Genomic DNA, 17,708 nt, shown 5'->3' on the forward strand with positions numbered 1-17,708 from the left:
CGCAGCAGGAAGCCCAGTGCGATCACCGCGATGCCGGCGAGCACCAGCATCAGCGCGCATCCTCGCGCGCCGGCGCGCCGTCGTCAGGGCCGTAGCCGCCACCGCCCGGCGTCTCGATCACGAACACGTCGCCCGCGCGCATGTCGACCGCGGCGGTCGATCCGAGCTGCTCGACACGACCGTCGACGCGCTGGACGCGGTTCGCGCCCGTCGCGCCATCGCCTCCGCCCGCCAGCCCGAACGGCGCGATGCGGCGGCGGTTGGACAGGATCGCGGCGCGCATGCCCGCACGGAAGCGGACGCGGCGGATCGCGCCGTCGCCACCGGGCTGCGCGCCCGTCCCGCCCGATCCCGACCGGATCGAGAATTCCTCCACCAGCACGGGAAAGCGGGTTTCCAGCACCTCGGGATCGGTCAGGCGGCTGTTGGTCATGTGGCTCTGCACCACGGCCGTGCCGGGGAAGTCCGCACCCGCGCCGGTGCCGCCCGCGATCGTCTCGTAATATTGGTGGCGTTCGTCACCGAAGGTGAAGTTGTTCATCGTCCCCTGCGACGCCGCTTGTGCGCCCAGCGCGCCGAGCAGCGCGTCGGTGACGACCTGGCTCGTCTCGACATTACCCGCGACAACGGCGGCGGGGGATTGCGGGTTTAGCATCGAGCCTGCAGGCACGTTGATCGCGACCGAGCGCAGGAAGCCGTCGTTCAGCGGGATCGCCGCGTCGATCAGCGTGCGCATGACGTAGAGCACCGCCGCGCGTACCACCGATACCGGAGCATTGAAGTTGCTCGGCAGTTGCGCGCTGGTGCCGGTGAAATCGACCGTCGCGGTGCGTGCCGCACGATCGACGCGGAAGGCGACACGCACGACCGCACCGTTGTCCAGTTCGTAGGCGAAGTCGCCGTCGGGCAGCGTCGGCAGCAAGTCGCGCACCGCATCGTCGGCGTGCGCCTGCAGATGCTCCATATAGGCCGCAACGCTCGCGTAACCGTAGCTCTCGACCATGCGGGAAAGGCCATCAGCACCGCGCGCGCAGGCGGCGACCTGCGCGGCCAGATCGGCGAGGTTCTGCTCGACGTTGCGCGACGGCCACCGCCCCGACAACAGCAGTGCGCGCAGATCATCGCTGCGCATCGCGCCGTCCTCGACCAGCAGGACATTGTCGAGGATGACGCCCTCCTCTTCGATGCTGGTGCTGTCGGGCGGCATCGAGCCGGGGCTGGTGCCGCCGACATCGGCGTGGTGCCCGCGCGCTGCGACGAAGAAGGCGGGCTCCGCGACTTGCTCCGCGAACACCGGCATGATGACGGTGATGTCGGGCAGGTGCGTGCCGCCCTGATACGGCGCATTCAGCGCGTAGACGTCGCCCGCGCGCATCCCGCGTCCGTCCGCCGCCACCGATCGCCGCGCGATCACGGCGCGGATGCTCTCGCCCATCGAGCCGAGATGCACCGGGATGTGCGGCGCGTTGGCGACGAGACTGCCCGCGGCATCGAAGATTGCACAGGAGAAATCGAGCCGCTCGCGGATGTTCACCGACGAGGCGCTGCGCTGGAGCGCGGCACCCATCTCCTCGGCCAGCCCCATGAACAGGCCGGCAAAGATCTCGAGCCGCAGCGGATCGACCCGATCGTCCTGCGCGACGGCTTCGCGCTTTGAGTGGCGCGAGAGGATCAGGTTGCCCAGGTCGTCGACGCGCGCAGTCCAGCCAGGTTCCACCACGGTCGTCGACACGGCATCGACGATCAAGGCGGGCCCTGTAATCGTAGCACCGACGGCGAGATGAGCGCGGTCGTGAAGCACGGTGTCGCGCGTCTCACCCGCGAGGTGCACCTTGACCTGCGCGACCGCGGGCGCGCTTTCCGGCGGCAGCGTGACCACCGCGTCGACGTGTGCGCCGCTGTCTGCGATCGCCTCAACGCGCACCAGCTCGGCGACCAGATCGCCCTCGCGCGCGTAGCCGAACTGCCGGCGGTGCTGCGTCTGAAAGTCGTCGGCCATCGCCGCGGACGCGGATAGCGCAACCTCGATGCCGTAATCGGCGCGAGCGTGACGCAGCTCGACGCGCACCTCGGTCCGCACACCGCGCGCCTCGATCCCCTGCGCGACGAGCGCGTCGATCGCCTCCTGCTCCAGTGCCGCCACCGCTGCGTCGACTGCGCCGCGGTCGGCGAGCGGTGCCGACAGCGTCGCCTCGCGCAGCACGCGCCGGTCCGCCAGCCCCATGCCAAAGGCCGACAGCACGCCGGCGAGCGGGTGGATCATCACCCGATCCATGCCCAGTGCATCGGCGACGAGGCAGGCGTGTTGCCCGCCCGCGCCACCGAAACAGGCGAGCACGTAGTCAGCGGGGTCGTGCCCGCGCGCGACCGAGATCGCCTTGATCGCCTTGGCCATGTTGGCGACGGCAATCGCCACCAGCCCTTCGGCCGCCTGCATCCGATCGGGTCGGGCGCCCGTCGTTTCCTCCACCTCGTCCAGCAGTGCGTCGAGCCGCGCGTTCGACGCGTCGGGGTCGAGTGGCTGATCGCCTGTTGGACCGAACAGGCTGGGGAAGTGATCGGGTTGGAGCTTGCCGAGGATCAGGTTGCAGTCGGTGACGGTCAACGGTCCGCCGCGACGATAGCAGGCCGGCCCCGGCACCGCGCCCGCCGACTCTGGCCCGACCACCAGACGCCCGCCGATCAGCGCGCAGATCGAGCCTCCACCCGCCGCGACCGTGTCGATCCGCATCGTCGGCGCGGCGACGCGGACGCCCGCGATCACCGCGTCGTTGCGGCGCTCGTAGCGTCCGGCATAGAGCGACACGTCGGTCGATGTACCGCCCATGTCGAAACCGATCACGCGGTCGAACCCCACGGCCTCAGCGGTGCGCGCCATGCCGACGATCCCGCCTGCAGGACCCGACAGCAGCGCGTCCTTGCCGCTGAACGCCGCGCCGTCGATCAGCCCGCCGCTCGACTGCATGAACAGCGGCGCCTGTCCGCCGCCGAGTGCCCGCGCGAAGCCGTCGACATAGTCGCCGAGCACCGGTGACAAATAAGCGTCGACAAGTGCGGTGTCGCCGCGCGCGACCAGCCTGATCAGCGGCGCGACGCGGTGGCTGACCGACACCTGCGTGAAGCCGATGTTGCGCGCGATCTCCGCCAGCGCCGCTTCGTGCGCGGGATAGCGGTAGCCGTGGACCAGCACGATCGCGACGGCGCGCAGCCCCTCGTCGTAGGCGGCCTGAAACGCAGCGGTCGCGGCCTCGTGATCAAGCGCGCGGACGGTCCCGCCATCGGCGTCGACGCGCTCGTCGACCTCGATTACCCGCGCGTAGAGCGGCGCCGCGCGGCGGATATGTCGCGCGAAAATGTCGGGCCGGTCCTGATAGCCGATCACCAGCGCGTCGCGAAAACCGCGCGTGATCGCGAGCAGCGTCGGCACGCCCTTGCGCTCGAGCAGCGCGTTGGTCGCGACCGTCGTGCCGAGGCGGATGTCGGCTGGCGGCAGATCGCCCTGCGTAACCCCGGTCAGCTGCCGGATCGCGTGCACCGCGGCATCGGCGTAGCGGCCGGGATCCTCCGACAACAGCTTGGTCGTGGAGAGCGTGCCCGCCGGATCGACCGCGACCACGTCGGTGAAGGTGCCGCCGCGATCGATCCAGAACTGCCACTCGCCCGGCATCGCATCCCCTTCACTGGTGCACATGCCCTAGGAGCGGAACGCGCCTCAAGTCAAAGTGCTGCGCTTCACGGGATCAGCCGCTCGGCGCGCAAGTCGGCGAATAGGTCGAAGAACGCGTCGTCGGTCGCCTGATAGGCGGTGAAGCCCAGCCGACGGCTCTTGCCCATGTCGGTCACCACCTCGATCGGACGGCCGAGATCGGCGTCGGTGTGCCACGGCGAGGCGAGACGATCGAGGTTCGGCTCGGCCAGCCCTTCGCGCGCCGCAATCTCGCGCCATATTCCTGCGTCGTCGGCCATCTGCTGTTCCAGGGGGCGAACCGTGCCATCGAACGGCACGGCCTCAATGCCGAACCAATCGGCTATCCGGCCCCACATCCAGCTCCACCGAAACACGTCGCCGTTGACGATGTTGAACGCCTGATCGTGCGCCGCCTCGGTTTCGGTCGCCCACAGCAACTGCTGCGCGAGCTGGCGCGCGTCGGTCATGTCGGTCAGCCCGTTCCACTGTGCCGCAGATCCGGGGAAGGTGAAGGGCCGCCCCGTTTCGCGACAGATCGTGGCGTAGACCGCCAGCGTCGTACCCAGGTTCATCGCATTGCCGACCGCCTTGCCGATCACCGTGTGCGGGCGATGCACGCTCCAGGTGAAGCCGTCGCGCGCGGCGGCGGCGAACAGCTCGTCCTCCTGCGCGTAATAGAAATTCTCGACGTCGAGCCGGCCCTGTTCCTCGCGGAACGGCGTCTGCGGCAGCGTGCCCTTGCCGTATGCCTCGAAAGGTCCGAGATAGTGCTTCAACCCGGTAACCAGCGCGACGTGGCGCGGGCCGGTGGGTTTGGGCAGGCCGTCCAGCAGGTTCCGCACCATGCCGGCGTTGACGCGGATGTTCTCCGCCTCGCTGTTCTGCCGCAGCCACGTGGTGATGAACACCGCGTCGGGGTTGATGTTCGCGAGTGCCGCGCGCGTCGCCTCGGCATCCTGCAGGTCGGCGGCGACCGGCTCGACCCCGTCCTGCTGCACCGGCCGCCTGGCGAGGCCGTGAACGGTCCATCCCTGTTTCACCAGCAACGCCGCGGTCGCGCTGCCGATGATGCCGCTCGCACCCACCACCAATGCCGTCTTCGCCATTATTCAACTCCCGATTGCCGGCACCCGAGCTAGGCAGCGGCGGCGCGGGCTTCTAGACGGCACCGTTCGGGGACATAGGCACCATGAGGTAACCAGTGACGACCAGCACCGCCGAAGACGAGTGGCGCGAGGATTGCGCACCGCGCCGCGTGCTGGACCTGTTCGCGACCAAGTGGACCAGCATGATCCTCCACACGCTCGACGCGCGCCACGCCGGTGCGGCGCGGACCGGCGTGCTCCAGCGCAGCCTGCCGGGCATATCGAAGAAGATGCTGACGCAGACCTTGCGCGACATGGAGGCGAGCGGGTTCGTCTCGCGGCACGTGCAGGGCACGATACCGCCGGCGGTCGAATACCGGCTGACGCCGCTCGGGCAGCGCTTTGTCGAGCCGGTGGAGCTGCTGTACGGCTGGGGACGCGACAATGCCGACGCGCTCGACCAAATGGGCGCGCGGCCGACCGCCCGGCGGCGCGGCTAGGCCGGTTTCCGGCCGCGACGGGACCGTGTAAGGGTTTGAAATGATCCGCGTCAACGACCTGAAGCTGCCGCTCCACCACGCCGACGAGGCGCTGCCCGCCGCGATTCTGAAGCGGCTGAAGATCACCCCGCGCGACCTCATCCGCTTCACGGTCGCGCGGCGCGGGCATGACGCGCGCGACCGCAGCAACATCGCGCTCGTCTACACGCTCGACGTGGCGGTGAAGAACGAGGGCACGGTGCTCGCCAAGCTGCGCCGCGACCGCGACGTCGGCCTGACCCCCGACCAGCGCTACAAGCCCGTCGCCACCGCTCCGGAGGGCGCAATGCGCCCCGTCGTGATCGGCGCGGGCCCATGCGGGCTGTTCGCCGCGCTGATCCTCGCCGAACAGGGTTTCCGCCCGATCGTGCTCGAACGCGGCAAGGTGGTGCGCGAGCGGACCAAGGATACCTGGGGGTTGTGGCGGCGCAGCGTGCTGAACCCCGAATCGAACGTGCAGTACGGTGAAGGGGGCGCCGGCACCTTCTCCGACGGCAAGCTCTACAGCCGGATCAAGGACCCGCGGCACCTGGCGCGCAAGGTACTGACCGAATTCGTCGCGGCGGGCGCACCCGAGGAGATCCTGACCGAGGCACACCCGCACATCGGCACGTTCCGCCTCGTCACGATGGTGGAAAGCATGCGTGCCAAGATCGAGCAGCTTGGCGGCGAATATCGCTTCTCGACCCGCGTCGACGGGTTGCACATCGAGCGCGACCCAGCCGGCGAGCGGCGCGTGCGCGGGCTGCATCTGGCCGGGGGCGGCTATCTGGAGGCGGGCCACGTCGTCATGGCGATTGGCCATAGCGCGCGCGACACGTTCGAGATGCTTGCCGCCGCGGGCGTCCACGCCGAGGCCAAGCCGTTCTCGGTCGGGGTCAGGATCGAGCATCCGCAATCGTGGATCGACCAGGCGCGCTTCGGCGCGGACGCGGGCAACCCGATCCTGGGCGCGGCGGAATACCATATCTCCCATCACTGCTCGAACGGGCGCACCGTTTACAGCTTCTGCATGTGCCCGGGCGGCACGGTGGTGGCGGCAACATCGGAAGAGGGTCGCGTCGCGACCAACGGGATGAGCCAATATTCGCGCAACGAGCGCAATGCGAACTCGGGTTTCGTCGTCGCGATCGATCCCGCGCGCGACTTTCCAGGCGATCCGCTCGCCGGCATCGCGCTTCAGCGGCGCCTGGAGGAGCAGGCGTTCGTCGCCGGCGGCCGCAATTATCACGCGCCCGCGCAGCGCGTCGGCGACTTCCTCGCCGGCCGCGCGTCGACCTCGCTCGGGTCGGTGATGCCGTCGTACAAGCCCGGCGTGACGCCGACCGATCTCGCGCAATGCCTGCCCGATTTCGCGGTCGCCGCGATGCGCGAAGCGATCCCGGTATTCGGGCGGCAGATCAAGGGATATGATCACGCGGACGTGGTGATGACCGGGGTCGAGACACGCACCTCCTCCCCTGTCCGCTTCACGCGCGGCGACGACCTGCAGAGCCTCAACACCGCCGGGCTGTTCCCCGCGGGGGAGGGCGCGGGCTACGCGGGCGGCATCCTGTCGGCGGGGGTCGACGGGATCAAGGTGGCGGAAGCGGTCGCGCTCGACATGGTGCGCAGCCACGCCAGACAGGCCGCGGTGCGCGTCGCGGCGTGACGCTGATCGCGTTCAACAAGCCGTTCGGTGTGCTGAGCCAGTTCACCGACGCGAAATCACCCACGCCGCGCCAGACCTTGTCCGATTTCGTCGCGGTGCCGGGCGTCTACCCGGCCGGGCGGCTCGACCGCGACAGCGAAGGACTGCTGCTGCTGACTGACGACGGACGGTTGCAGGCGCGCATCGCCGATCCGAAGTTCAAGCTCGCAAAGACCTATCTGGTGCAGGTCGAGGGCGCGCCTGATGAGGCCGCGCTTGCCGCCCTGCGCCGCGGCGTGGTGCTGAACGATGGGCCGACGCGCCCTGCCGAGGTGGAGGCGATCGACCCACCCAACCTGTGGACGCGCGACCCGCCGGTCCGCTACCGCGCGAGCGTGCCCGATCACTGGCTGCGGCTGACGATCCGCGAGGGGCGCAACCGGCAGGTGCGGCGCATGACTGCGGCGGTCGGATTGCCGACGCTCAGACTGGTGCGCTGGCAGATCGGCGACTGGACGCTCAACGGCATCGCGCCGGGCACGTGGGCGCGCGGGTGAAGGTCTTCTTCGATGGTGGCCTCCGCCCGCTGCCCGGCGGTATGGAGACGGCAGTAGTAATTGCTGGGCAGCCCTTCGTCACGCGCGGGCTGGGCGCGGGCACCAGCATGGAGGCCGAGTGGCTCGCGCTGATCGACGCCGCGCGCCGGGTCGTGGCGCAGGGACTCGGGCCGGTCGTGCTGCTGGGCGACGCCGCGGCGGTCGTCGCGCAGGCGACCGGGCGCGCCAAGGTGCCGGCGGCGCACAAGGAGCACCTGGCAACGTTCCTGGCGCTCAAGGCCGTGGGCATGCCGATGCGCGTGCGACATATCGGGCGATCTCAGAACCTTGCCGGCGTCGCGCTCGCTGCCGGACACATGCGTTAGCCATCTTTCCACGCAGTCCTGCGGTCGAAAAGCGGAACACCCGCCTACGCTGGATGTTGACCTGCTCGGCAAACGGTACGACGACATGTCATTACGGCAGCGTTTCTCACGCTTGCCCCGACGACAACGGTTCACGGCGGCGCGCCCATGCCGGGCGCCGCAGGCTCAAAGGGAGTAGATGATGGCACGTTCGGCAGAGAAGCGCGGCAAGGACGAGACCGCAGCCGCGGAGAAGAAGGTCAAGGCAACCGGCAAGCCCGCCAGCGGCGCACGCGGCGGCATCACCGCGCCGGTGACCCCGTCCGCCGACTTGGCCGAGATCGTCGGCAAGGACGACCTGCCGCGCAGCGAGGTCGTCAGCAAGGTGTGGGAATACATCAAGAAGCACGACCTTCAGGACGCGAAGGATCGCCGCCAGATCAACGCGGATGACAAGCTGGAGAAGATCTTCGGCAAGAAGTCGGCGAGCATGTTCGAGATGAACAAGTTCCTGAGCGCGCACCTGACCGCCAAGAAGGCCTGATCAACTCGCGCGTACGCGCGCGACCGACCCGTTCGGCCGATCGCCGGCGTCCCACCGGACGCCGCGGTCGGCCGCTTGATGTTTGACGCAGCCTGTCGGTGCCCGCGTTCGTCATCGCTGAGACGTACCCCGCCCAGCGCATACACCGACGGTGTCGCTCGTCACGGGCTAGCGGTAAATGACTCAGTTGCACCACGTATCGGTTGCGAAACGTTCAGGCGCTCAGGTCCAGTAGAGAATACGCGCCGCGGGCAGCGCGTCGGTGATCTGACGTTCGAAGAAACCGCGCAGGCTGCGCATCGTTGCGGCGTCATACACCTGCTTCTCCGCACCGAATTTGGTCCGCTTGGTGACGCGATTGGTCGCGGTCATGTCGAGCGCGGAACCGGGATACCAGCTGTCGAGCACCGCTTTCGAGCCCGTGTTGAAGCGGTGGGTTATCAACTCCACCGTCAGGTCGAGGTCGGGCAGTCCCGCGAGCGCCGCGGCGGCGTCGGCAATCAGCGCGCCGTACGCCTCCTCCCACCCTTGCGCCGCGATGATAGGCGCGATCGTCAGCCCAATGGGGTAGCCCGCCGCAGCCATCCGCGCGAGCGCCGCCAGTCGGTCGTGGACGCGCGCGGTGCCGCCCTCAAACCGTGCAAAGGCGGGCGGGTTGAGCGAGGCGCGCATCCGCGTGCGTCCGCCGTGATCGAGCGCGAGCAAGGGGCCCACGTCGGCGAACTTGGTGGTGAAACGCAGTTGCGCGTCAGCCTGCCACTCCCCGAACCACGCGATCGCGGCGGACAGCGACCCCGTCAGCGGCTCGAGCGCGAGCGGATCGGTGTAGCACGACGCCTCGAACGTCGTGCCCTCGTGCGCGCGGGTGTGCGAGCGCGAGGTGATCGTGCCCTGCCCCAGATAATCGGGCAACGTGCCCAATATTTCGTCGAGATTGGCGTAGACGCGCGTGATCGGCGGACCTTTCAGCGACCCGGCGAGATAGCAGTAGCTGCAATGCGCCGGGCAGCCTTCCGCCAGATCGACGCGCCAGTCGGCGCTGGGCGCGATCGGCTGCAACCGGCGTTTCGATGGCGGCGCGACCGTGACCGCGAGCGTGTTCTTCGCCTCGGCATAGGCACGGCGCGGATCGTCGGAAAAGGAAAGGTTGAGCCGGTCGCCCGAGAGCGCGACCACCTCGATCCCCTGCGCCGCCGCCCGCTCGGCAATCTGGCGGCCGTGCGCAAAGGTCATCGCCGAGTGCGTCACCAGCACGCGCCTGGGTCGCCATGCACGCGGCGCCCGCGCGCCCGACGCTTGCTGATCCACTGGTGCCGCCGTCGCCATCGCGCATCAACGAGCGGCACCGCGCCTGTGTCCCCAGCTCATTCGGGGTGGACGGGATCGATCCGCTTGCCCGCGTGGTTACACGATCGATCGAGCAGCAAGGGACGAGGAAGATGAGCGAGCACGTCGAGGGCGAGGCATTTCACGAACAATCGGAAGTGCCGATCAGCTACGGGCTGTACTACCTCGCCTTTCTGCTCGTCGCGACGCTGACGATGCTGCTGATCGCGGGCAACGTGATCGGCTGATCCCTGCCACGCCTAGGCAGATCAACGCCAGCCGAGCGCGGGCGCGACATGCGTCAGGATGCTTTCGATCACATGCGCGTTATAGTCGACGCCGAGCTGGTTGGGCACGGTTAGCAGCAGCGTGTCGGCCTCCGCGATCGCCTCGTCTCCGCGTAGCTGCTCGATCAGGCGATCGGGTTCGGCGGCGTAGGATCGACCGAACACGGCGCGCATGTTGTCGATGATCCCGACCTGATCGCCACCCTCGCCGTCGCGCCCGAAATAGGCGCGGTCGATGTCGTTGGTGATCGCAAAGATCGATCGCGACACCGACACGCGCGGGCGGCGCTGGTGGCCGGCCTTGTCCCACGCATCGCGGTAGAGGCGGATCTGTTTCGCCTGCTGGACGTGGAACGGCTCGCCTGTTTCGTCCGCCTTCAGTGTCGAGCTCTGCAGGTTCATGCCCATCTGCGCCGCCCACACCGCGGTCGCATTTGCACCCGACCCCCACCAGATGCGGTCGCGCAGGCCCGGCGAATGCGGCTCGAGCCGCAGCAGCCCGGGCGGATTAGCGAACATCGGCCGCGGATTAGGCTGCGCGAAGCCCTCGCCTTTCAGCAACTCGAGGAACACCTCGGCGTGGCGGCGTCCCATGTCGGCGTCGCTCTGCCCTTCGACGGGCGCGTAGCCGAAATAGCGCCAGCCATCGATCACCTGCTCGGGCGAGCCGCGGCTCAATCCCAATTGCAGCCGCCCGCCGCCGATCAGGTCGGCCGACCCTGCGTCCTCCGCCATGTAGAAGGGATTCTCGTAGCGCATGTCGATCACGCCGGTGCCGATCTCGATCCGGCTCGTCTTCGCGCCGACCGCGGCGAGCAGCGGGAACGGCGACGCGAGCTGCTGCGCGAAATGGTGCACGCGAAAATAGGCGCCATCCGCCCCAAGCTCCTCGGCGGCGACCGCGAGGTCGATCGATTGCAGCAGCACGTCGCGCGCCGAACGCGTCGCCGATTGCGCGGAAGGAGACCAGTGCCCGAACGACAGAAAACCGATACTTTTCATGCGCTACGAGCTGGCGGCGACACGCAGGGAGAACAAGGCCGCGCACCGAACAGCATCGTTTCGCGACAGCACCGCCGTTCGACCAAAATGTAAGCCTCTGCGGTTGCTGCGCTGTCGCACTTGCTTAACATGCGCGCGTGCCGGACCAACGCGCCTTTCTGATGCTGACGCTGCTGCGTGTGGCAGAGGGGGGCGATGTCGTGGCGGATGATTTGCGCGCCGGCGTACCCGATCCCGCCACGCTCGACGCCGACGAACGCGAGGCGCTGACCGAGTTGCAGCTGTGGGTCGAGGATCGCGACATCCACCTGGGCGAAAGCAATTACACACGGTTCAAGCGTGAGTGGATGCGTGACCGGCTAGCGGTGCTGCGCGACGCTCCGGCCAGAAACGAGCGCTAAACGCCCGGTCGAACCCGGGCCCCGCGTAGATGATCGATCGGTCAGGTGCGGGTCAGCGCGGCGTCATGCCCGCGACCGCATGCACGCCGGCAATGGAAGGTTCCGCGATCACCGATACGGCGCGGCAGCGCCGACGCCAGCTCGACGAGCGCATCTGCCGGCTGATCTGCCCGATCGCCTCGGCGATGGTGGGCGTGTGCCTGACGGGTATCGGGCTGCTCCACGTGTCGATCGCGATCGGGCGGCGCGCCGGCATCGCCGACGATCTGCTCGCGGTCGACGCATTGCTGTTCCTGGTCGCGACGCTCGCGTCCTATTTCTCGCTGCGCAGTCTCGACCATCGCCGGCTGCACGCGATGGAGCGTGTCGCCGATGCGACGTTCATCACCGCGATGCTGCTGCTGACCGCGGCGTGTTTCGTCATCACCTATGCGCTTGGCCTGTAAGCGGACCGATCAGCGCAACCGTCGCCGGACGCGCACCAGCGACGGTTCGTCGGGCACCGGCTCGGTCGCGAAGCCCATCTGGCGTTGCAGCATGATCGATTCGTGGTTCTCGCGGTCCTCGATCGACAGCATTGTCGCGTAACCCGCGTTGATCGCGTAGCCGACGAGGTAGTCGAGCAGCGTCCACCCAATCCCACGCCCCTTCGACGCGGCGCGGATCATGATCGCGACCTCGCAATGCTCGCCATCGGCATCGCCCTTCAGCGTCGCCGACGCGATCACTTCGCGCCGCTCGTCGAAGGCGAGGAAGCTGGTGTGGCGCGCGCGTGGGTCGGACAGCAGCCCGGCGAAACGCTCCTCGCTCAGCTCGCGCCCGCCCGACAGGAAGCGGAAGCGAAGGTCTTCGGCCGACACCTGCCGGAACAGCTCGGCCAGCGTTTCCTCGTCGCGGCGCGTGACCGGTCGCAGGAAGAAGCGGAAGCCGGTACGCGTCACCAGCGTCTCGGTCTCGTCCCACTTCATCGTCCGTCTCCTGTGTGCGCGGCGCCTTTGATGCAACCTCCTCGAAGAAACGGCCGAGCGGGCGTTCCGCTCCGCAGCCGTCCGCGATGCTTTCGTGTGGCGCGTGCGAACTAACGCAGGTCACAAACATTCTGATGCGTGAACCACGGTCAAGGAACGCGCGTGCCCCACTTCATCCTTTCCGGCGAGCAGCCGCGCACGGCGTGTGCAATTCGATGACTTTGCTCTCCCATCTGCTGACCCGCGCGCATGCGTCGGTCGACCAGACGGCACGGATCGACGGCTACCTGCCGCTCGAACGTTACGGCGCGCTGGGCGACGGGCGCTCGGTCGCGCTGTCGGGCAGCGACGGGTCGATCGACTGGTGGTGCGTGCCGAACATGGATTCAGCCCCGTTGTTCGACCGTCTGCTCGATGCGGAGAACGGCGGCCGCTTCGTGCTGCAACCGACCGAGCCGTTCACGGTCGAGCGGCGCTACCGCGACGAGAGCAACGTGCTGGAGACGGTCTTCACAACTGCTTCGGGCCGTGCGCGGCTGACCGAATCGATGAACAGCGGCACCGCCGGGCGCCTGCCGTGGGCGGAACTGGCGCGGCGGGTCGAGGGGATCGAGGGGAAAGTCGCGTTCGACCTCGTCATGCGTCCCGGACGGCGCGGTGATACGGTCAATCCATACCATTCGACGATCGGCGAGCACACCGTCTTCCACGTCGAGCGCGTGCTGGGGCTGTTCGTCCACGACGACGCGATGACGTGCGACTGGGCGGACGAGGGGATCACCGGCACGCTGTGCGTCGCCGCCGGCGAACGCTGCACCGTCGCGATTGTCGCCGGCCGCGACGAGCCGCTCGTCGCGCCCGACATCCGCCAGATCGACGAGCGGATCGACGTGTCCGACCAGGAATGGCGCGACTGGTGTGCCCGCGTCTCCTATTCCGGGGCGGACCGCGACGCGTTCCTGCGCAGCGCGCTGGCGCTCAAGCTGCTGCTCTACTCGCCCTCGGGCGCGATCGCGGCGGCGGCGACAACGTCGGTACCCGAAGAGATCGGGGGCGAGAAGAACTGGGACTATCGCTACGCCTGGATCCGCGACGCAGGGTATACGATCAAGGCGTTCCTGGCCGCGGGCGCGGAGGCCGAGGCGAAGGCCGCGTTCACCTGGCTGCTGAACCAGCTGCGCGAGACGGGAACGCGGGTCTGCTATACGCTGGGCGGCGGAGTGGTGCCGGACGTGTCCGAATGGGCGATGCCGGGCTATCGCGGGTCGACACCCGTCGTGACCGGCAATCTGGCGACGGATCAGCAGCAGCACGGCGTCTACGGCGACATCTTCGAGACGGCGGCCTGTTTCGTCGCGTGCGGCAATATCCTCGACAGTGCGAGCGCCGAGTTGCTGGCGCATCTGGCCGACGAATGCGCCGATCGCTGGCGCACGCCCGACGCAGGCATGTGGGAGCTGCAGGACGAGCAGCATTACACCATGTCGAAGATCAGCTGCTGGCAGGCACTCGCCCGCGCGGTCGAGCTGGCCGATCAGGGACAGTTGCCGACCACCTGCCGCGAACGCTGGAGCCGCGAGCGCGACCGGATCGCGCGCTGGATCGAGGACCAATGCTGGTCGGAGACGAAGCAGGCCTTCGTCATGTATCCTGGCAGCGACAAGCTCGACGCGTCGCTGGCGCTGGCGGTCCGTTTCGGCTTCGACGGGCGCGAGCGATTGAAGCTGACGCTCGACGCGATTGACCGCGAACTGGGCGCGGGCGCGTTCCACTATCGCTATTCGGGCATGGAGAAGGAGGAAGGCTGTTTCATCGCCTGCTCGTTCTGGATGGTCGAGGCGCTGTCCGAACTGGGGCACCGCGACGACGCACGTGCGCGGCTTGTGCGGCTGACGCAGGCCTTGTCGCACGGCAACGGCATCTTGTCGGAGATGATCGATCCGGAGAGCGGCGCCTTTCTCGGCAATCTGCCGCAGGGGTTGAGCCATCTGGCGCACGTCATGGCACTCGCCGCGCTGCATGAGAAAGCGGACTGCGACTGATCGCGCGCTCGCGCGTTCGCACCCCGTCCCCACAGGAGCAGAAACATGACCGATCGCATGACGATACAGGATCCGCGCGCGCAATATCCCAAGCCGCCGTTCCCGCGCCAGCCGCAGCCGGTGCCGGGCGAGGCACGCAAGATGGAGCCGGTGCCCGACCACGGCGAGACGAGCTACAAGGGTGCGAACAAGCTGACCGGCCGCAAGGCGCTCGTCACCGGTGCCGACAGCGGGATCGGCCGCGCCGCCGCGATCGCCTTCGCGCGCGAGGGTGCCGATGTCGCGATCTCCTACCTTCCCGCCGAGGAAGCCGACGCGGCCGAGGTCGTGAAGCTGATCGAGGCGGAGGGTCGTACCGCGGTTGCGCTGCCCGGCGACATCACGAACGAGGACTGGTGCCGCGACATGGTGTCGCAGGCGGTCGAGAAGCTCGGCGGGCTTGATCTGCTAGTCATCAACGCAGGCCATCAGCAGAGTCGCGAGAATCTGTTTGAGGTGTCGTCGAAGGATTTCGACGAGACGATGAAGACCAACCTGTACGCCATGCACTGGATCACGCAGGCGGCGGTGCCTCACCTGCCCGCGGGCGCGGCGATCATCACCACCGCGTCGGTCCAGGCGTACGACCCGTCGGCGACGCTGCTCGATTACGCGACCACCAAGGCGGGAATCGTTGCCTATACCAAGGCGCTCGCCGCGCAGCTGCTGGAGAAGGGCATCCGCGCCAATGTCGTCGCGCCGGGCCCGTTCTGGACCCCGTTGCAATCGTCGGGTGGCCAGCCGCCCGAGGCGGTGATGCACTTTGGCGAGAAGAGCGCCTACGGCCGCCCCGGCCAGCCGGTCGAAATCGCGCCGGTCTACGTGCTGCTCGCCAGCCAGGAGGCGAGCTACATCAACGGTGAGGTTTACGGCGTCACCGGCGGCGCGGGTATCGCCTGATCTGCTGCAACTGCTCGCCCCTGCGACGGGGTGAGCAGCTGCGCCGGCTGGCGGTGGGAGGCGGCGTTACAGCCCGAGCCGCGACAGTGCCGCCGCCACTTCCTCGCTGACCTCCTCGCCCTGACGCGGGATCAGGCGGTTGAGTACCGTCTGCACGCGCTTCTGCGCCACCTGCAGCGTCTTGTGCCGGACTTCGCGCGTCGCGTTGGTGCGCCACGATTGACTCTCGCCCAGCAGCGCGGCCCATTTCGCCTCTTCCGCGGCGAGGGTCGCCAGCGCGAGCCGCAATCCGTCGCGGCGGCCGCGCGCGTAATCCTCATTCTCCGGCATTCGCGCACGCCTCCTTCCATCATTGCAACGCGCCGGCTTTCCCGCGTGATCCACCGGCTATTTGTCCCCGTCCACGGAACCGGCGTGGGTTGAATATCTTGATACAGGATATGATCGGACACGGCGTCCGCGGAGACGAGCAGTGACCGACAGAACATGCGACGTGATCGTGATCGGTGCCGGCACCGCCGGGTTGAAGGCGTACAAGGCCGCAACCGCGCGCGGCGCCGACACCGTCATCATTGAACGCGGCCCCGGCGGATCGACGTGCACGCGCGTCGGCTGCATGCCGTCCAAGCTGCTGATCGCCGCGGCACGCACCGCACACGAGGCACGCGGCGCAGACCTGTTCGGCGTCAAAACGGGCGCGATCGAGATCGACGTACCCGCGATGTGGGCGCGGCTGCGGCGCGAGCGCGACCGCTTCGTCAAATCGGTGCTCGACGATTACCACGCTATCCCGGCCGCGCAGGTCGTTCACGGCACCGCACGGTTCGACGGTCCCGATGCGGTACGCGTCGGCGACATGCGGATCGTCGCGCGCGGCGGGATCGTCATCGCGGCGGGCGCGCGCCCGGTCGTGCCCGACAGCCTCGATCCCGTCCGCGACCTCGTCCACACGCACGAGACGATCTTCGAACTCGATACGTTACCCAGGCGACTGGCGGTGCTCGGCGCCGGGCCGCTCGGCCTCGAACTCGCGCAGGCCTTCGCGCGACTGGGCGTCGCGGTCAGCGTGTTCGATCCCGGTGACACATTGGGCGGCCTGTCGGATCCGGTCGCCAACGACGCCGCGATCGATGCGATGGGTTCGGAGATCGACCTGCATCTCGGCGTCGAGGCCAAGGCCGAACGCGCCGGCGACGCCGCGCGCCTGACCTGGGACGGCGGCGAGGTCGAGGTCGACCTGATCCTCGCCGCGACGGGGCGCAAGCCGGCGCTCGACACGCTCGACCTCGCGACGACCGGGATCGCGCTCGACGACCACGGCACGCCGCTGTTCGACAAAGCCAGCCGCCGCTGCGGCGACAGTCGCATCTTCATCGTCGGCGACGCGAATGCCTGGCGCCCGGTGCTGCACGAGGCGGCGCGCGGCGGGCAGATCGCGGGCGATATCGCGGCGGGCGGCGCACCGTGGCGCACGCTTCCGTCGCTGGCGATCGCGTTCACCGAGCCCAACATCGTTCAGGTCGGCACCGGCTTCACCGACCTGCCCGAGGGCGTGCGGATCGGCTCCGCCAAGGTGTGCGACAACGGCCGCGCGACCGCGGACGGACACGACAAGAGTGTGGTCCGCCTGTACGGCGACGCGGACGGCAGGCTGATCGGCGCGAGCATCGTCGCGCCTGAGGGTGAACACCTCGGCCATCTCGTTGCGATGGCGCTCGACCGCGACATGGATGCCGCGACCTTCGCTGATCAGGCATGGTATCACCCGACGATCGAGGAGCTGCTCCAGAGCGCCGCGCGCGATCTGGCCGGGATCGAGGATTAAGGCGCTGCCCGCACGAGGCTCCCTCGGTCCGAAGTCGAGCCACGTAGCTGGCGATCATGGCGCCACTCGCGCGCGCAGCATCAGGTTATCGTGATGAGGTGGAGGGGCTTCTGTTGCCCGGTGCCCTCCGAACCGCTGGTTTCCCCTTCTGTTGCCCGGTGGGGTCCGAACCGCGCTATTTTGGTGTAACGTCAGACCGTTAGGTCTTCAGTTACGCCGCAATCGCGAGTGCTTCGTTATCGTTGGCACTTGTGTAATGGGCCGTTGCGGTGGTCCCATTCCGAGCGAAAACAGCGCCTTTCAACACACGTCGATCCTAGTTCGGCCCCATCAGCTGAGCCGCTTAGCCAACACGCTTCACGCATGTCGACGTTGCGGCACAAGTGGTGGAGCCGCCGGGTACCGCCCCCGGGTCCGCTGCGTCTATTCTACGCCGCACTTTATCGCCATATCCGGGTAGAACCCGGCACGATCGATATAGGCACGGTCGCGCGGTTGTGAAAGCCCGTACGTACGGGTTGATGCATCGCC

The 17,708-nt window shown here is 68.3% G+C and carries 17 protein-coding genes and 1 other RNA gene; 11 read left to right on the forward strand and 7 right to left on the reverse strand.

Going from position 1 to position 17,708, the window contains the following annotated elements; genetic code table 11:
• Positions 1 to 49 precede the first annotated feature (49 nt).
• Positions 50 to 3,667, reverse strand: a complete 3,618-nt coding sequence (locus tag QZ847_RS07130) for a hydantoinase B/oxoprolinase family protein (RefSeq protein WP_294354796.1) — start codon at positions 3,665 to 3,667, stop codon at positions 50 to 52.
• A gap of 65 nt (positions 3,668 to 3,732) precedes the next feature.
• The gene (locus tag QZ847_RS07135) at positions 3,733 to 4,794 is read right to left on the reverse strand and encodes an SDR family oxidoreductase (RefSeq protein WP_294354801.1); all 1,062 of its coding nucleotides are present in this window, start codon (positions 4,792 to 4,794) and stop codon (positions 3,733 to 3,735) included.
• 95 nt (positions 4,795 to 4,889) lie between these two features.
• Here QZ847_RS07135 and QZ847_RS07140 point away from each other — a divergent pair, with 95 nt between their 5' ends.
• From QZ847_RS07140 to QZ847_RS07160, 5 genes are all read left to right on the forward strand, one after another.
• A complete protein-coding gene (locus QZ847_RS07140) occupies positions 4,890 to 5,273 on the forward strand; it encodes a helix-turn-helix domain-containing protein (protein ID WP_294190490.1) in 384 nt (127 codons plus the stop codon).
• A 40-nt stretch (positions 5,274 to 5,313) separates the two neighbouring features.
• On the forward strand, positions 5,314 to 6,963 hold the full coding sequence (locus QZ847_RS07145; protein WP_294354805.1) for an NAD(P)/FAD-dependent oxidoreductase: 1,650 nt from the start codon (positions 5,314 to 5,316) through the stop codon (positions 6,961 to 6,963).
• Complete coding sequence (locus QZ847_RS07150) at positions 6,960 to 7,499, forward strand: pseudouridine synthase (protein ID WP_294354808.1); 540 nt, start codon at positions 6,960 to 6,962, stop codon at positions 7,497 to 7,499. The genes QZ847_RS07145 and QZ847_RS07150 overlap by 4 nt, the downstream gene beginning before the upstream one ends.
• Positions 7,496 to 7,864, forward strand: a complete 369-nt coding sequence (locus QZ847_RS07155) for a reverse transcriptase-like protein (protein ID WP_366930180.1) — start codon at positions 7,496 to 7,498, stop codon at positions 7,862 to 7,864. The genes QZ847_RS07150 and QZ847_RS07155 overlap by 4 nt, the downstream gene beginning before the upstream one ends.
• Positions 7,865 to 8,045: 181 nt before the next feature.
• Positions 8,046 to 8,387, forward strand: a complete 342-nt coding sequence (locus QZ847_RS07160) for an SWIB/MDM2 domain-containing protein (protein ID WP_365344620.1) — start codon at positions 8,046 to 8,048, stop codon at positions 8,385 to 8,387.
• Positions 8,388 to 8,609: 222 nt separating this feature from the next.
• Here the strand turns inward: QZ847_RS07160 and QZ847_RS07165 are convergent, their stop codons facing one another.
• Positions 8,610 to 9,695, reverse strand: coding sequence for a spore photoproduct lyase family protein (locus QZ847_RS07165; RefSeq protein WP_294354813.1), 1,086 nt, complete (start codon positions 9,693 to 9,695; stop codon positions 8,610 to 8,612).
• 131 nt (positions 9,696 to 9,826) lie between these two features.
• Here QZ847_RS07165 and QZ847_RS07170 point away from each other — a divergent pair, with 131 nt between their 5' ends.
• Positions 9,827 to 9,961: a hypothetical protein gene (locus QZ847_RS07170; protein ID WP_294354816.1), complete on the forward strand. Its 135-nt coding sequence runs from the start codon at positions 9,827 to 9,829 to the stop codon at positions 9,959 to 9,961.
• 21 nt (positions 9,962 to 9,982) lie between these two features.
• Here the strand turns inward: QZ847_RS07170 and QZ847_RS07175 are convergent, their stop codons facing one another.
• Positions 9,983 to 11,002 carry an LLM class flavin-dependent oxidoreductase gene (locus QZ847_RS07175; protein WP_294354819.1) on the reverse strand — a complete coding sequence of 340 codons (1,020 nt, stop codon included), beginning with the start codon at positions 11,000 to 11,002 and terminating at the stop codon, positions 9,983 to 9,985.
• Between the two features lie 137 nt (positions 11,003 to 11,139).
• On the opposite strand from QZ847_RS07175, the gene QZ847_RS07180 reads away from it, so the two are divergent.
• Positions 11,140 to 11,403: a hypothetical protein gene (locus tag QZ847_RS07180; RefSeq protein WP_294354823.1), complete on the forward strand. Its 264-nt coding sequence runs from the start codon at positions 11,140 to 11,142 to the stop codon at positions 11,401 to 11,403.
• Between the two features lie 65 nt (positions 11,404 to 11,468).
• On the forward strand, positions 11,469 to 11,849 hold the full coding sequence (locus tag QZ847_RS07185) for a hypothetical protein (RefSeq protein WP_294190498.1): 381 nt from the start codon (positions 11,469 to 11,471) through the stop codon (positions 11,847 to 11,849).
• A gap of 9 nt (positions 11,850 to 11,858) precedes the next feature.
• On the opposite strand, the gene QZ847_RS07190 is transcribed toward QZ847_RS07185, so the two are convergent.
• Positions 11,859 to 12,371 (reverse strand): GNAT family N-acetyltransferase, encoded by a 513-nt coding sequence (locus QZ847_RS07190; protein WP_294354827.1) that lies wholly within the window; start codon positions 12,369 to 12,371, stop codon positions 11,859 to 11,861.
• A gap of 215 nt (positions 12,372 to 12,586) precedes the next feature.
• Between QZ847_RS07190 and QZ847_RS07195 the strand changes: the two genes are divergently transcribed.
• Both QZ847_RS07195 and QZ847_RS07200 read left to right on the forward strand, forming a co-directional pair.
• Positions 12,587 to 14,413: a glycoside hydrolase family 15 protein gene (locus QZ847_RS07195; protein ID WP_294354829.1), complete on the forward strand. Its 1,827-nt coding sequence runs from the start codon at positions 12,587 to 12,589 to the stop codon at positions 14,411 to 14,413.
• A gap of 45 nt (positions 14,414 to 14,458) precedes the next feature.
• Positions 14,459 to 15,352, forward strand: a complete 894-nt coding sequence (locus QZ847_RS07200) for an SDR family oxidoreductase (protein WP_294354834.1) — start codon at positions 14,459 to 14,461, stop codon at positions 15,350 to 15,352.
• Positions 15,353 to 15,418: 66 nt separating this feature from the next.
• On the opposite strand, the gene QZ847_RS07205 is transcribed toward QZ847_RS07200, so the two are convergent.
• Positions 15,419 to 15,682, reverse strand: a complete 264-nt coding sequence (locus QZ847_RS07205) for a hypothetical protein (protein WP_294190502.1) — start codon at positions 15,680 to 15,682, stop codon at positions 15,419 to 15,421.
• Between the two features lie 142 nt (positions 15,683 to 15,824).
• Here QZ847_RS07205 and QZ847_RS07210 point away from each other — a divergent pair, with 142 nt between their 5' ends.
• Positions 15,825 to 17,177 carry a dihydrolipoyl dehydrogenase gene (locus QZ847_RS07210; protein ID WP_294354838.1) on the forward strand — a complete coding sequence of 451 codons (1,353 nt, stop codon included), beginning with the start codon at positions 15,825 to 15,827 and terminating at the stop codon, positions 17,175 to 17,177.
• A 136-nt stretch (positions 17,178 to 17,313) separates the two neighbouring features.
• Here QZ847_RS07210 and ssrA read toward each other — a convergent pair.
• Positions 17,314 to 17,684: a transfer-messenger RNA gene (gene ssrA / locus QZ847_RS07215) on the reverse strand.
• Positions 17,685 to 17,708: the final 24 nt, after the last annotated feature.

Origin of the sequence: uncultured Sphingomonas sp., assembly GCF_913778135.1 — a bacterium.
In the GTDB taxonomy this organism is placed as follows: domain Bacteria; phylum Pseudomonadota; class Alphaproteobacteria; order Sphingomonadales; family Sphingomonadaceae; genus Sphingomonas.

Coding starts and splice junctions, on each gene's coding strand:
- QZ847_RS07130 (WP_294354796.1), bottom strand. CDS start 3,667: ATGCCGGGCGAGTGGCAGTTCTGGATCGATCGCGGCGGCACCTTCACC.
- QZ847_RS07135 (WP_294354801.1), bottom strand. CDS start 4,794: ATGGCGAAGACGGCATTGGTGGTGGGTGCGAGCGGCATCATCGGCAGC.
- QZ847_RS07145 (WP_294354805.1), top strand. CDS start 5,314: ATGATCCGCGTCAACGACCTGAAGCTGCCGCTCCACCACGCCGACGAG.
- QZ847_RS07160 (WP_365344620.1), top strand. CDS start 8,046: ATGGCACGTTCGGCAGAGAAGCGCGGCAAGGACGAGACCGCAGCCGCG.
- QZ847_RS07170 (WP_294354816.1), top strand. CDS start 9,827: ATGAGCGAGCACGTCGAGGGCGAGGCATTTCACGAACAATCGGAAGTG.
- QZ847_RS07175 (WP_294354819.1), bottom strand. CDS start 11,002: ATGAAAAGTATCGGTTTTCTGTCGTTCGGGCACTGGTCTCCTTCCGCG.
- QZ847_RS07185 (WP_294190498.1), top strand. CDS start 11,469: ATGCCCGCGACCGCATGCACGCCGGCAATGGAAGGTTCCGCGATCACC.
- QZ847_RS07190 (WP_294354827.1), bottom strand. CDS start 12,371: ATGAAGTGGGACGAGACCGAGACGCTGGTGACGCGTACCGGCTTCCGC.
- QZ847_RS07195 (WP_294354829.1), top strand. CDS start 12,587: ATGACTTTGCTCTCCCATCTGCTGACCCGCGCGCATGCGTCGGTCGAC.
- QZ847_RS07200 (WP_294354834.1), top strand. CDS start 14,459: ATGACCGATCGCATGACGATACAGGATCCGCGCGCGCAATATCCCAAG.
- QZ847_RS07205 (WP_294190502.1), bottom strand. CDS start 15,682: ATGCCGGAGAATGAGGATTACGCGCGCGGCCGCCGCGACGGATTGCGG.